The 13,875-nt window shown below is 56.8% G+C and carries 11 protein-coding genes; all 11 read left to right on the top strand.

Features of this window, described 5'->3' with window-relative positions; translation table 11 throughout:
- Positions 1-182: 182 nt before the first annotated feature.
- The 11 genes from ispU (at position 183) to dnaE (ending at position 13,872) form a co-directional block, all read left to right on the top strand.
- Positions 183-941, top strand: a complete 759-nt coding sequence (gene ispU / locus K5R89_RS03710; RefSeq protein WP_032429282.1) for a (2E,6E)-farnesyl-diphosphate-specific ditrans,polycis-undecaprenyl-diphosphate synthase — start codon at positions 183-185, stop codon at positions 939-941.
- 12 nt (positions 942-953) lie between these two features.
- Positions 954-1,811 (top strand): phosphatidate cytidylyltransferase, encoded by an 858-nt coding sequence (gene cdsA / locus K5R89_RS03705; RefSeq protein ID WP_023292047.1) that lies wholly within the window; start codon positions 954-956, stop codon positions 1,809-1,811.
- Positions 1,812-1,822: 11 nt separating this feature from the next.
- Positions 1,823-3,175: a sigma E protease regulator RseP gene (gene rseP / locus K5R89_RS03700; protein WP_004204451.1), complete on the top strand. Its 1,353-nt coding sequence runs from the start codon at positions 1,823-1,825 to the stop codon at positions 3,173-3,175.
- A gap of 31 nt (positions 3,176-3,206) precedes the next feature.
- Entirely contained in the window at positions 3,207-5,636 is a 2,430-nt protein-coding gene (bamA, locus tag K5R89_RS03695; protein ID WP_023292048.1) for an outer membrane protein assembly factor BamA, read from the top strand.
- A gap of 121 nt (positions 5,637-5,757) precedes the next feature.
- The gene (gene skp / locus K5R89_RS03690; protein ID WP_002889325.1) at positions 5,758-6,243 is read left to right on the top strand and encodes a molecular chaperone Skp; all 486 of its coding nucleotides are present in this window, start codon (positions 5,758-5,760) and stop codon (positions 6,241-6,243) included.
- 3 nt (positions 6,244-6,246) lie between these two features.
- Positions 6,247-7,272 carry a UDP-3-O-(3-hydroxymyristoyl)glucosamine N-acyltransferase gene (gene lpxD, locus K5R89_RS03685; RefSeq protein ID WP_032452898.1) on the top strand — a complete coding sequence of 342 codons (1,026 nt, stop codon included), beginning with the start codon at positions 6,247-6,249 and terminating at the stop codon, positions 7,270-7,272.
- Between the two features lie 105 nt (positions 7,273-7,377).
- Positions 7,378-7,833, top strand: a complete 456-nt coding sequence (gene fabZ, locus K5R89_RS03680) for a 3-hydroxyacyl-ACP dehydratase FabZ (protein ID WP_004145858.1) — start codon at positions 7,378-7,380, stop codon at positions 7,831-7,833.
- A 3-nt stretch (positions 7,834-7,836) separates the two neighbouring features.
- Entirely contained in the window at positions 7,837-8,625 is a 789-nt protein-coding gene (gene lpxA, locus K5R89_RS03675; RefSeq protein ID WP_004204455.1) for an acyl-ACP--UDP-N-acetylglucosamine O-acyltransferase, read from the top strand.
- Entirely contained in the window at positions 8,625-9,776 is a 1,152-nt protein-coding gene (lpxB, locus tag K5R89_RS03670) for a lipid-A-disaccharide synthase (protein WP_023292050.1), read from the top strand. The genes lpxA and lpxB overlap by 1 nt, the downstream gene beginning before the upstream one ends.
- Complete coding sequence (rnhB, locus tag K5R89_RS03665) at positions 9,773-10,372, top strand: ribonuclease HII (RefSeq protein ID WP_004204458.1); 600 nt, start codon at positions 9,773-9,775, stop codon at positions 10,370-10,372. The genes lpxB and rnhB overlap by 4 nt, the downstream gene beginning before the upstream one ends.
- A 17-nt stretch (positions 10,373-10,389) precedes the next feature.
- On the top strand, positions 10,390-13,872 hold the full coding sequence (gene dnaE, locus K5R89_RS03660) for a DNA polymerase III subunit alpha (protein ID WP_023292051.1): 3,483 nt from the start codon (positions 10,390-10,392) through the stop codon (positions 13,870-13,872).
- Positions 13,873-13,875: the final 3 nt, after the last annotated feature.

The raw sequence follows: 13,875 nt of genomic DNA, 5'->3' as shown, positions 1-13,875 counted from the left end.
GTTGCATTTTGTTGTTGAAGATTACGGTGGCCGTGGCAAAACACGGCTTTTTTGCGTAAAGCTTTTGGTTGTTCTCTGCGATTGGCTGCAGCCCCGGCACCGGATAAAAATGCGTATCCAGCGCGGCCCGGTGGCCTCTGTTTGGTGGCTAGTTAATCCTTATTATGGACTTAAAACGCGTGATGTTGTCTGCTAATCAAACTGTCAGCGAAATATCGCCTACACATGGCTGCCGTCATGTCGCCATTATTATGGATGGCAACGGCCGTTGGGCGAAACGGCAAGGTAAAATTCGCGCTTTCGGGCACAAGGCCGGTGCGAAATCCGTGCGTCGCGCGGTCTCTTTCGCGGCGAATAATGGAATTGAGGCGTTAACGTTATACGCGTTCAGCAGCGAAAACTGGAACCGTCCGGCTCAGGAAGTCAGTGCGCTGATGGAGCTGTTCGTCTGGGCGCTGGATAGCGAAGTCAAAAGCCTGCACCGACACAATGTGCGTTTGCGGATTATTGGCGACACCACGCGCTTCAATGCGCGCCTGCAGGAGCGTATCCGCAAAGCGGAAGCGCTGACCGCGAACAATACCGGCTTAACGCTGAATATTGCGGCCAATTACGGCGGTCGCTGGGATATTACCCAGGGCGTTCGTTTTCTGGCGAAACAGGTACAGGACGGGACGCTGCTGCCTGAGCAGATCACGGAAGACATGCTGAGTCAGCAGGTCTGCATGCATGAACTGGCTCCCGTAGATTTAGTTATTAGGACCGGGGGAGAGCACCGAATAAGTAATTTTCTGATTTGGCAAATTGCCTATGCCGAACTTTACTTTACGGATGTTCTTTGGCCCGATTTTGCTGAACAGGACTTTGAAGGTGCACTCCATGCCTTTGTTAATCGAGAGCGTCGTTTCGGCGGCACTGAGCCGGGTGGCAGTCATGCCTGATGGGGGTCACTTTTGCTGAAGTATCGCCTGATATCTGCTTTCGTCTTAATCCCCGTCGTTATTGCGGCGCTGTTTTTATTGCCGCCGATGGGGTTTGCTATCGTGACCCTGGTGGTCTGCATGCTCGCCGCGTGGGAGTGGGGGCAACTGAGCGGTTTCACCTCGACGTCGCAGCGGGTCTGGCTGGCGGTGTTGTGCGGCCTTCTGCTGGCGGCGATGCTGTTTTTGCTGCCGGAATACCATTATGACGTTCATCAACCGATGGTTGAAGGCTCGCTGTGGGCCTCTTTCGCCTGGTGGATCGTCGCGCTGCTGCTGGTGCTCTCTTATCCGGCGTCGGCGGCATTCTGGCGGCACTCGAAAGTGCTGCGCCTTATCTTCGGTATCCTGACCATCGTCCCGTTTTTCTGGGGCATGCTGGCGCTGCGCGCCTGGCACTATACCGATAACCATTACAGCGGCGCGCTGTGGCTCCTGTATGTGATGATTCTGGTCTGGGGCGCGGACTCCGGCGCCTATATGTTTGGCAAAATGTTTGGCAAGCACAAGCTGGCGCCGAAGGTCTCGCCGGGGAAAACCTGGCAGGGCTTTTTTGGCGGTTTGCTGACCGCGGCGGTGATCTCCTGGGCCTACGGGGTGTGGGCCCATCTTGACGTTACGCCAACGGTGCTGCTGGTCTGTTCGGTGGTGGCAGCCCTGGCTTCGGTGCTGGGCGATCTGACGGAAAGTATGTTTAAGCGCGAGGCCGGCATTAAGGATAGCGGGCACTTGATTCCCGGACATGGCGGTATTCTCGATCGTATCGACAGCCTGACGGCGGCGGTGCCGGTCTTCGCCTGTCTGCTACTGTTGGTCTTCAGGACGATTTGACGGAAGGTTATATGCTGAGCGTGCTCTGGAATCTGGCAGCTTTTATCATTGCGCTTGGCGTACTGATTACGGTGCATGAGTTTGGCCATTTTTGGGTAGCGCGCCGCTGCGGTATCCGGGTTGAGCGTTTTTCTATCGGCTTCGGCAAAGCGCTGTGGCGGCGGATGGATAAGCAGGGTACGGAGTTCGTCATTGCCCTGATCCCGCTGGGCGGCTATGTCAAGATGCTGGATGAGCGTGTTGAAGCGGTGGCGCCGGAGATGCGCCACTACGCTTTCAATAATAAAACCGTCGGCCAGCGTGCGGCGGTGATTGCCGCCGGTCCCATCGCTAACTTCCTTTTCGCTATCTTTGCCTACTGGTTGGTCTTCATCATCGGCGTTCCTGGAGTTCGCCCGGTAGTGGGTGAAATAACCCCCAATTCGGTTGCCGCGCAAGCACAAATTGCAAAAGGCACGGAACTTAAAGCGATAGATGGTATCGAAACGCCTGATTGGGATGCGGTGCGTCTGCAGCTGGTGGCCAAAATCGGCAACCCGCAAACAATACTTACCGTCGCCCCTTTCGGGACCAATCAGCGCCAGGATAAAATCGTCGATCTGCGGCACTGGGCGTTTGAGCCAGACAAGCAAGATCCCGTGACGTCGCTAGGGATCCAGCCGCGCAGCGCGCAGATTGATACGGTGCTGGCGGAAGTCCAGGCGGGCTCGGCAGCTCAGAAAGCAGGTTTGCAAGCGGGCGACCGGATCGTTAAAGTCGATGGACAACCGTTAACGCAGTGGATGACGTTTGTTAATCTGGTGCGCGATAATCCGGGCAAAGCGCTGGCGCTGGAGATTGAACGGCAGGGGAGTGCGCTGCCGTTAACCCTGACGCCGGATGCAAAAACGGTGAAAGGTAAGGCAGAAGGGTTCGCAGGGGTGGTGCCAAAGGTCATCCCGCTGCCTGAAGAATACAAGACAGTACGTCAGTACGGACCGTTTGCCGCCATCGCTGAAGCCACGGATAAAACCTGGCAGCTGATGTCGCTGACGGTCAGGATGCTGGGTAAATTGATAACCGGTGATGTCAAACTGAACAACCTCAGTGGGCCGATCTCTATCGCTCAGGGGGCTGGAATGTCAGCGGAGTTTGGGTTGATTTATTATCTGATGTTCCTTGCGCTGATTAGCGTGAACCTCGGAATCATCAACCTGTTCCCACTACCCGTACTGGATGGGGGACATCTGCTGTTTTTGGCGATTGAAAAGCTGAAGGGCGGGCCGGTATCCGAGCGAGTTCAAGACTTTAGTTATCGCATTGGCTCAATACTGCTGGTGCTGTTAATGGGGCTTGCACTTTTCAATGATTTCTCTCGGTTATAAGAGAGTTTGTTAGGAAGAACGCATAATAACGATGGCGATGAAAAAGTTGCTCATAGCGTCGCTGCTGTTTAGCAGCGCGACTGTATACGGTGCTGAAGGGTTCGTGGTGAAGGACATTCATTTCGAAGGCTTGCAGCGTGTCGCTGTTGGTGCGGCCCTCCTCAGTATGCCAGTGCGTCCTGGCGATACGGTGACCGACGATGATATCAGTAACACTATTCGCGCGCTGTTTGCCACTGGCAACTTCGAGGACGTCCGCGTCCTGCGCGATGGTGATACCCTGCTGGTGCAGGTGAAAGAGCGTCCGACGATCGCCAGCATCACTTTCTCCGGCAACAAGTCGGTGAAAGATGACATGCTCAAGCAGAACCTTGAGGCCTCTGGTGTTCGGGTGGGTGAGTCGCTTGACCGCACGACCATCGCGGACATCGAGAAGGGTCTCGAGGATTTCTACTACAGCGTCGGTAAATACAGCGCCAGCGTCAAAGCGGTGGTTACTCCGCTGCCGCGAAACCGTGTCGACCTGAAACTGGTCTTCCAGGAAGGCGTCTCCGCTAAAATTCAGCAGATCAACATCGTCGGCAACCATGCGTTTTCGACTGATGAGCTGATCTCTCACTTCCAGCTGCGCGATGAAGTACCGTGGTGGAACGTGGTCGGCGACCGTAAATACCAGAAGCAGAAGCTGGCGGGCGACCTTGAAACCCTGCGCAGCTACTACCTGGATCGCGGCTATGCCCGTTTCAACATCGATTCTACCCAGGTCAGCCTGACGCCGGATAAGAAAGGGATCTACATCACCGTCAACATCACTGAAGGCGATCAGTACAAGTTTTCCGGGGTGCAGGTGACGGGCAACCTCGCCGGCCATTCCGCGGAAATCGAAGCGCTGACCAAAGTCGAGCCGGGTGAACTGTATAACGGCGCGAAAGTGACCAAGATGGAAAACGACATCAAGAAACTGTTGGGTCGTTATGGTTACGCCTACCCGCGCGTGCAGTCGCAGCCGGAGATCAACGACAGCGATAAAACCGTTAAGCTGCACGTCAACGTCGATGCGGGCAACCGCTATTACGTGCGTAAAATTCGCTTCGAAGGCAACGACACCTCCAAAGATGCCGTTCTGCGCCGCGAAATGCGCCAGATGGAAGGCGCGTGGCTGGGCAGCGACCTCGTCGATCAGGGTAAAGACCGTCTCAACCGTTTAGGCTTCTTCGAAACGGTCGATACCGATACCCAGCGCGTCCCGGGCAGCCCGGACCAGGTCGATGTAGTCTACAAGGTGAAAGAGCGTAACACCGGTAGCTTCAACTTCGGTATCGGTTACGGTACCGAGAGCGGCGTCAGCTTCCAGGCGGGCGTTCAGCAGGATAACTGGTTAGGTACTGGCTATGCTGTCGGGATCAACGGCACCAAAAACGACTACCAAACCTATACCGAGCTGTCGGTGACCAACCCGTACTTCACCGTAGACGGTGTGAGCCTCGGCGGCCGTGTCTTCTATAATGACTTTGATGCGAACGATGCGGATCTGTCTGACTATACCAACAAAAGCTATGGTACAGACATCACGCTGGGCTTCCCGGTCAACGAATACAACACGCTGCGCGCCGGCGTCGGGTATGTGCATAACTCCCTGTCCAATATGCAGCCGCAGGTGGCGATGTGGCGTTACCTGAACTCGATGGGCCAGTATCCGGACAACACTAACGACCGGAACTCGTTCAGTGCGAATGACTTCACCTTCAACTACGGTTGGACCTATAACAAGCTTGACCGCGGCTTCTTCCCAACGGAAGGTTCGCGCGTCAACCTGAACGGTAAAGTGACCATTCCGGGTTCGGACAACGAATACTACAAAGCGACGTTGGATACCGCCACCTATGTGCCGATCGACAACGATCATGAATGGGTGGTGCTGGGTCGTACCCGCTTTGGCTATGGCGATGGTATCGGCGGCAAAGAGATGCCGTTCTATGAGAACTTCTATGCCGGTGGCTCCAGCACCGTGCGTGGCTTCCAGTCGAACACCATTGGTCCGAAGGCAGTGTATTTCCCGGCAAGCAGCCGTCATGACGATGATGACAGCTACGATAATGAATGTAAGAGCACCGAATCCGCACCGTGTAAATCCGATGATGCGGTGGGCGGTAACGCGATGGCGGTGGCCAGCCTGGAGCTGATTACCCCGACGCCGTTCATTAGTGACAAATATGCGAACTCGGTCCGGACTTCCTTCTTCTGGGATATGGGTACCGTATGGGATACTCACTGGGATTCGAGCGCGTATGGCGGTTATCCGGATTACAGCGATCCGAGCAACATCCGTATGTCTGCGGGTATTGCCGTGCAGTGGATGTCGCCGTTGGGGCCGTTGGTCTTCTCCTACGCCCAACCGTTCAAAAAGTACGATGGAGACAAAGCCGAACAGTTCCAGTTTAACATTGGTAAAACCTGGTAATTGTTGGCGGCAATGGAATGCAAGTGCAGTATAGCGCTGACCGTAGGCGATAACGCGTTTATCGCCTCGCCACGCAAATAACGGTACCCCTGGGTACTCATGGGATGGTAAGGAGTTTATTGTGAAAAAGTGGTTATTAGCTGCAGGTCTGGGTTTGGCAATGGTAACTTCCGCTCAGGCGGCAGATAAAATTGCCCTGGTGAACATGAACAGCCTGTTCCAACAGGTTGCCCAGAAAACTGGCGTTTCCAACACGCTGGAAAACGAGTTCAAAGGCCGCGCTAGCGAACTGCAGCGTATGGAAGGCGACCTGCAGTCTAAAATGCAGCGTCTGCAGTCCATGAAGCCGGGCGCCGATCGTACCAAACTGGAAAAAGACGTGATGGCTCAGCGCCAGACCTTCTCCCAGAAAGCGCAGGCGTTTGAACAGGATCGCGCTCGTCGTTCCAACGAAGAGCGTGGCAAACTGGTGACCCGTATCCAGACTGCCGTACAGAGCGTAGCGAAAGATCAGAGCATCGATCTGGTGGTTGACGCGAATGCCGTTGCATACAACAGCAGCGATGTAAAAGACATCACCGCTGATGTGCTGAAACAGGTTAAATAAGTAATGCCTTCAATTCGACTGGCTGATCTTGCGCAGCAGTTGGATGCAGAATTACACGGTGATGGCGATATCGTCATCACCGGCGTTGCGTCCATGCAGAGCGCGAAAACGGGCCAAATCACTTTCATGGTCAACCCTAAGTACCGTGAACACCTGGCCGCTTGCCAGGCTTCTGCCGTTGTGATGACGCAGGATGATTTGCCTTTTGCCCATAGCGCCGCGCTGGTAGTGCGTAATCCCTACCTGACCTACGCGCGCATGGCTCAAATTCTGGATACCACGCCGCAGCCGGCACAGGATATCGCGCCGAGCGCGGTTATCGATCCGACGGCGAAGCTGGGTAGCAACGTTGCCATCGGCGCCAACGCCGTTATCGAATCCGGGGTAGAGCTGGGCGATAACGTGGTCATCGGCGCAGGCTGCTTCGTTGGGAAAAATACGAAAATAGGCGCCGGCTCGCGTTTGTGGGCCAATGTGACCGTTTACCATGAGATTGAGATCGGCGAGAATTGCCTGATCCAGTCCAGCACGGTGATCGGCGCGGATGGCTTCGGCTACGCCAACGATCGCGGCAACTGGGTGAAGATCCCGCAGCTGGGTCGCGTCATTATTGGCGATCGCGTGGAGATCGGCGCCTGCACCACAATTGACCGCGGCGCGCTGGACGATACCGTGATTGGCAACGGGGTTATCATTGATAACCAGTGCCAGATTGCGCATAACGTGGTGATTGGCGACAATACCGCGGTTGCCGGCGGTGTCATCATGGCAGGCAGCCTGAAAATCGGCCGCTACTGCATGATTGGCGGCGCCAGCGTGATTAACGGCCATATGGAAATCTGCGATAAGGTCACCGTCACGGGGATGGGGATGGTGATGCGTCCTATCAGCGAACCTGGCGTATACTCCTCCGGTATTCCGCTGCAGCCGAACAAGGCGTGGCGTAAAACCGCTGCGCTGGTGATGAATATTGACGAGATGAGCAAGCGCCTGAAAGCGATTGAGCGCAAGGTTAATCAACAAGACTAATTCATCATTTGGTCACATGACATTTCCGGCCTGTTGCATTCGCTAAAAGATTGCCGCAGGCCGTGTTATTATTGCCTTTTAGTACATTTAGACAGGAAGAGTATTTTGACTACTGACACTCATACTCTGCACATTGAAGAGATTCTGGAACTTCTGCCTCACCGTTACCCGTTCCTGCTGGTAGACCGCGTGCTGGATTTTGAAGAAGGTCGTTTTCTGCGCGCAGTAAAAAATGTTTCTGTAAACGAGCCGTTTTTCCAGGGGCATTTCCCTGGTAAGCCGATTTTGCCGGGCGTCCTGATTCTGGAAGCAATGGCGCAGGCCACCGGGATTCTGGCATTCAAAAGCGTTGGAAAACTGGAACCAGGCGAGCTGTATTACTTCGCGGGTATCGATGAAGCACGTTTCAAACGCCCGGTAGTACCAGGCGATCAGATGATTATGGAAGTCACTTTCGAGAAAACCCGCCGCGGCCTGACCCGTTTTAAAGGCGTTGCGCTGGTTGACGGTAAAGTGGTTTGCGAAGCGACGATGATGTGTGCGCGTAGCCGGGAGGCCTGATACGTGATTGATAAAACCGCTTTTGTTCATCCTACCGCCATTGTTGAAGAAGGCGCCGTGATTGGCGCTAACGTCCACATTGGTCCGTTTTGTATTGTTGGCGCCAACGTCGAAATCGGCGAAGGCACCGTACTGAAGTCTCACGTTGTCGTTAACGGCCACACCAAAATCGGCCGTGACAACGAGATCTATCAGTTCGCTTCCATCGGCGAAGTTAACCAGGATCTGAAATATGCTGGCGAACCAACCCGGGTGGAAATTGGCGATCGCAACCGCATTCGCGAAAGCGTCACCATTCATCGCGGCACAGTACAGGGCGGTGGATTAACAAAGGTGGGCAACGATAACCTGCTGATGATCAACGCCCACGTGGCGCACGATTGTACGCTTGGCGATCGCTGCATCCTGGCCAATAACGCGACGCTCGCGGGCCATGTTTCGCTGGATGATTATGTCATTATCGGCGGCATGACTGCGGTGCACCAGTTCTGCGTCATTGGCTCACACGTTATGGTTGGCGGCTGCTCCGGCGTAGCGCAGGACGTTCCGCCGTTCGTGATTGCCCAGGGCAACCATGCGACGCCGTTCGGCGTCAACATCGAAGGCCTGAAACGCCGCGGCTTCAGCCGGGAAGCGATTACCGCGATCCGCAACGCGTATAAACTGCTGTACCGCAGCGGCAAGACGCTGGAAGAAGCCAAGCCGGAGATCGCCGAACTGGCGACTCAGCATCCTGAAGTTCAGCCGTTTGTCGATTTCTTCGCCCGCTCTACCCGCGGCTTGATTCGTTAATGGCTGAACAGCGTCCCCTGACGATTGCCCTGGTCGCCGGAGAAACCTCCGGCGATATTCTTGGCGCTGGCCTCATCCGCGCCCTCAAAGCACGCATCCCGAATGCGCGCTTTGTCGGCGTGGCGGGACCGCTGATGCAGGCGGAAGGGTGTGAAGCCTGGTACGAAATGGAAGAGCTGGCGGTGATGGGTATTGTTGAAGTGCTCGGTCGCCTGCGTCGCTTACTCCATATTCGCGCCGATTTGACCCGCCGCTTCGGCGAGCTGCGTCCCGATGTTTTCGTCGGTATCGACGCCCCTGACTTCAATATTACCCTCGAAGGGAATCTGAAAAAGCAGGGCATCAAAACCATTCACTACGTCAGCCCATCGGTTTGGGCCTGGCGACAAAAACGCGTTTTCAAAATCGGCAGATCAACCGATCTGGTGCTGGCCTTTCTGCCTTTCGAAAAAGCGTTTTATGACAAATTTAACGTTCCCTGCCGCTTTATCGGCCATACCATGGCGGATGCGATGCCGCTGGATCCTGACAAAGGCGCCGCGCGCGACCGGTTAGGGATCCCGCACGACGTGCGTTGCCTGGCGCTGTTGCCCGGTAGCCGCGGCGCGGAAGTCGAAATGCTCAGTGCGGACTTTCTGAAAACCGCGCAGCTTCTGCGGGCTACCTATCCCGATCTGCAGGTGGTGGTGCCGCTGGTTAATGCTAAACGGCGGGAGCAGTTTGAGCGAATTAAAGCTGAGACGGCGCCGGATATGATCGTGCATATGCTGGACGGCCAGGCGCGCGATGCGATGATCGCCAGCGACGCCGCGCTGCTGGCCTCCGGGACGGCGGCGCTGGAGTGTATGCTGGCGAAATGCCCGATGGTGGTTGGCTATCGCATGAAGCCGTTCACCTTCTGGCTGGCGAAGCGGTTGGTTAAAACCGACTACGTCTCGTTGCCGAACCTGCTGGCCGGGCGCGAGCTGGTTAAAGAGCTGCTGCAGGATGAGTGCGAGCCGCAGGCGCTGGCTGCCGCCCTGCAGCCGCTGCTGGCCGATGGCAAAACCAGCCATGAGATGCATGAGACATTCCGCGCGCTGCATCAGCAGATCCGCTGCAACGCCGATGAGCAGGCGGCGGACGCCGTACTGGAGTTAGCAAAACAATGATGGAGTTCGTCTATCCGCATACCCATCTGGTTGCCGGCGTCGATGAGGTCGGGCGTGGCCCCCTGGTTGGCGCGGTGGTGACCGCGGCGGTGATCCTCGATCCGGCGAAGCCGATTGTGGGTCTGAATGATTCCAAAAAGCTCAGCGAGAAGCGTCGACTGGCGCTCTTCGATGAGATTAAAGAGAAAGCGCTGTGCTGGAGCCTTGGGCGCGCCGAGCCCCATGAAATCGATGAGCTGAATATCCTGCATGCCACTATGCTGGCGATGCAGCGCGCCGTCGCCGGCCTGAGCATTGTGCCCGAGTTTGTTCTGATCGATGGCAACCGCTGTCCGTCGCTACCGATGCCCTCCCTGGCGGTGGTGAAAGGCGACAGCCGGGTGGCAGAAATCAGCGCAGCGTCTATTCTGGCAAAAGTCACTCGTGACGCCGAAATGGCCACGCTGGACCTCGCATTTCCCCACTACGGATTTGCCCAGCATAAAGGCTATCCCACCGCTGTACACCTGCAGAAGCTGCAGGAACACGGCGCAACAGAGCATCACCGGCGCAGTTTCGGCCCGGTGAAGCGTGCCCTGGGCCTGGCGTCCAACTAAGTCACCGGGATCTAAAGATGGCTGAACCACGTTTCGTACACCTGCGGGTGCACAGCGACTATTCCATGATCGATGGGCTGGCAAAGACCGGGCCGCTGGTCAAGAAGGCGGCCTCGCTTGGCATGCCAGCGCTGGCGATCACCGATTTCACCAACCTCTGCGGGCTGGTGAAGTTCTACGGGACGGGACACGGCGCGGGGATTAAGCCGATTGTCGGCGCCGATTTCCACGTGCAGTGCGACCTGCTCGGCGACGAATTTACCGAGCTGACCGTGCTGGCGGCGAACAACACCGGCTACCAGAACCTGACTCTGCTGATTTCCCGCGCCTATCAGCGCGGCTACGGCGCCCTGGGGCCGTGGATCGATCGCGACTGGCTGGTGGAACATCAGGAAGGGCTGATTCTGCTCTCCGGCGGCCGTAAAGGCGACGTCGGCGTCAGCCTGATCCGCGGCAACATGCCGCTGGTTGAGCAGTGCGTCTCCTTCTATGAAGAGCATTTCCCGGATCGCTATTTTCTGGAGCTGATCCGCACCGGTCGTCAGGATGAAGAGAGTTATCTCCATGCCGCCGTGGCGCTGGCGGAAGCGCGTGGTCTGCCGGTGGTGGCGACTAACGATGTCCGCTTCCTCGACACTGGCGACTTTGACGCCCATGAAATCCGCGTCGCAATTCACGACGGCTTCACCCTCGACGACCCGAAACGGCCGCGCAACTACTCGCCACAGCAATATATGCGCAGCGAGGAGGAGATGTGCGAGCTGTTCGCCGATATTCCGGAAGCGCTGGCAAACAGCGTCGAGATCGCCAAACGCTGCAACGTCACCGTGCGGCTTGGCGAATATTTCCTGCCGCAGTTCCCGACCGGCGATATGACCACGGAAGATTTCCTGGTGATGAAATCGAAAGAGGGTCTGGAAGAGCGGCTGGAATTCCTCTTCCCGGATCCGGAAGTGCGCGCGAAGCGCCGGCCGGAATACGACGAGCGTCTGGATATCGAGCTGCAGGTGATCAACCAGATGGGCTTCCCCGGCTACTTCCTGATCGTGATGGAGTTTATCCAGTGGTCGAAGGATAACGGCGTGCCGGTCGGCCCGGGCCGCGGTTCCGGCGCCGGCTCGCTGGTGGCCTACGCGCTGAAGATCACCGATCTTGACCCGCTGGAATTCGACCTGCTGTTCGAACGTTTCCTCAACCCGGAACGTGTTTCGATGCCCGACTTCGACGTCGACTTCTGCATGGAGAAACGCGACCAGGTTATCGAGCACGTGGCGGATATGTATGGCCGCGACGCGGTATCGCAGATCATCACCTTCGGTACCATGGCGGCGAAGGCGGTCATCCGCGACGTGGGCCGCGTGCTGGGTCACCCGTACGGCTTTGTCGACCGCATCTCCAAGCTGGTGCCGCCCGATCCGGGCATGACGCTGGCGAAAGCCTTTGAGGCCGAGCCGCAGCTGCCGGAGATCTACGAGGCGGACGAAGAAGTGAAAGCGCTGATCGACATGGCGCGTAAGCTGGAAGGGGTGACGCGAAACGCCGGTAAGCATGCGGGCGGCGTGGTTATCGCGCCGACCAAAATCACCGACTTCGCCCCGCTGTACTGCGATGAGCAGGGGCTGCATCCGGTTACCCAGTTTGACAAGAACGACGTGGAATACGCCGGGCTGGTGAAATTCGACTTCCTCGGTCTGCGTACGCTCACTATCATTAACTGGGCGCTGGAGATGATTAACAAGCGCCGTGAGAAGAACGGCGAAGGGCCGCTGGATATCGCCGCCATCCCGCTGGATGACAAGAAAAGCTTCGACATGCTGCAGCGCTCGGAAACCACCGCGGTCTTCCAGCTTGAATCGCGCGGCATGAAAGATCTGATTAAACGCCTGCAGCCGGACTGCTTCGAAGATATGATCGCGCTGGTGGCCCTGTTCCGCCCGGGCCCGCTGCAGTCGGGGATGGTAGATAACTTTATCGACCGTAAGCACGGCCGCGAAGAGATCTCGTATCCGGACGTACAGTGGCAGCATGAAAGCCTGAAACCGGTGCTGGAGCCGACCTACGGCATCATCCTGTACCAGGAACAGGTCATGCAGATTGCCCAGGTGCTGTCCGGATATACCCTCGGCGGCGCGGATATGCTGCGTCGTGCGATGGGTAAGAAAAAGCCGGAGGAGATGGCCAAGCAGCGTTCTATCTTTGAGGATGGGGCGAAGAAAAACGGCGTTGATGGCGAGCTGGCGATGAAAATCTTCGACCTGGTGGAGAAATTCGCCGGTTACGGGTTTAACAAATCGCACTCCGCCGCATACGCGCTGGTTTCTTACCAGACGCTGTGGCTTAAGGCGCACTATCCGGCTGAGTTTATGGCGGCGGTAATGACCGCCGATATGGACAACACCGAAAAGGTCGTTGGCCTGGTGGACGAATGCTGGCGTATGGGGCTGAAAATTTTGCCCCCGGATATTAACTCCGGCCTGTACCATTTCCACGTCAACGACGACGGCGAGATCGTCTACGGTATCGGCGCCATCAAGGGCGTCGGCGAAGGGCCGATCGAAGCGATCATTGAGGCGCGCAACAACGGCGGTTATTTCCGCGAGCTGTTCGACCTCTGCGCGCGGACCGATATTAAAAAGCTCAACCGTCGGGTGCTGGAAAAACTGATTATGTCCGGGGCGTTCGATCGTCTCGGTCCGCATCGCGCAGCGCTGATGAATTCACTGGGCGATGCGCTGAAAGCCGCCGATCAGCACGCCAAAGCCGAGGCCATCGGCCAGGCCGATATGTTCGGCGTGCTGGCGGAAGAGCCTGAGCAGATTGAACAGTCCTACGCCAGCTGCCAGCCGTGGCCTGAGCAGGTGGTGCTGGATGGTGAAAGGGAGACCCTGGGGCTGTACCTGACCGGGCACCCGATTAACCAGTATCTGAAAGAGATTGAGCGCTACGTCGGCGGCGTGAGGCTCAAAGACATGCATCCGACCGATCGTGGAAAAGTGACCACGGCGGCGGGGCTGGTGATTGCGGCGCGGGTAATGGTCACCAAGCGCGGCAATCGTATCGGCATCTGTACCCTGGATGACCGTTCCGGGCGGCTGGAAGTGATGTTATTCACCGACGCGCTGGATAAATATCAGCAGTTGCTGGAAAAAGACCGCATACTTATCGTCAGCGGACAGGTCAGCTTTGATGACTTTAGCGGGGGGCTTAAAATGACCGCCCGTGAAGTCATGGACATTGACGAAGCCCGGGAAAAATATGCTCGCGGGCTTGCTATCTCGCTGACGGACAGGCAAATTGATGACCAGCTTTTAAACCGACTCCGTCAGTCTCTGGAACCCCACCGTTCGGGAACCATTCCAGTGCACCTCTACTATCAGAGGGCGGATGCACGCGCGCGGTTGCGTTTCGGCGCAACATGGCGCGTCTCTCCGAGCGATCGTTTACTCAACGATCTGCGTGGCCTTATCGGCTCGGAGCAGGTGGAACTGGAGTTTGACTAATAC

It is taken from the genome of Klebsiella sp. TF21-TM (genome assembly GCF_019753495.1).
Classification (GTDB): Bacteria; Pseudomonadota; Gammaproteobacteria; order Enterobacterales; family Enterobacteriaceae; genus Klebsiella; species Klebsiella quasipneumoniae.
The sequence above is the reverse complement of the archived record's forward strand: the minus strand, read 5'-3'. Positions and strand labels throughout refer to the sequence as shown.

Bases quoted from the DNA above. Each gene is read 5' to 3' on its own strand.
- ispU (WP_032429282.1), top strand. From the start codon at position 183: ATGTTGTCTGCTAATCAAACTGTCAGCGAAATATCGCCTACACATGGC.
- rseP (WP_004204451.1), top strand. From the start codon at position 1,823: ATGCTGAGCGTGCTCTGGAATCTGGCAGCTTTTATCATTGCGCTTGGC.
- bamA (WP_023292048.1), top strand. From the start codon at position 3,207: ATGGCGATGAAAAAGTTGCTCATAGCGTCGCTGCTGTTTAGCAGCGCG.
- lpxD (WP_032452898.1), top strand. From the start codon at position 6,247: ATGCCTTCAATTCGACTGGCTGATCTTGCGCAGCAGTTGGATGCAGAA.
- lpxB (WP_023292050.1), top strand. From the start codon at position 8,625: ATGGCTGAACAGCGTCCCCTGACGATTGCCCTGGTCGCCGGAGAAACC.
- rnhB (WP_004204458.1), top strand. From the start codon at position 9,773: ATGATGGAGTTCGTCTATCCGCATACCCATCTGGTTGCCGGCGTCGAT.
- dnaE (WP_023292051.1), top strand. From the start codon at position 10,390: ATGGCTGAACCACGTTTCGTACACCTGCGGGTGCACAGCGACTATTCC.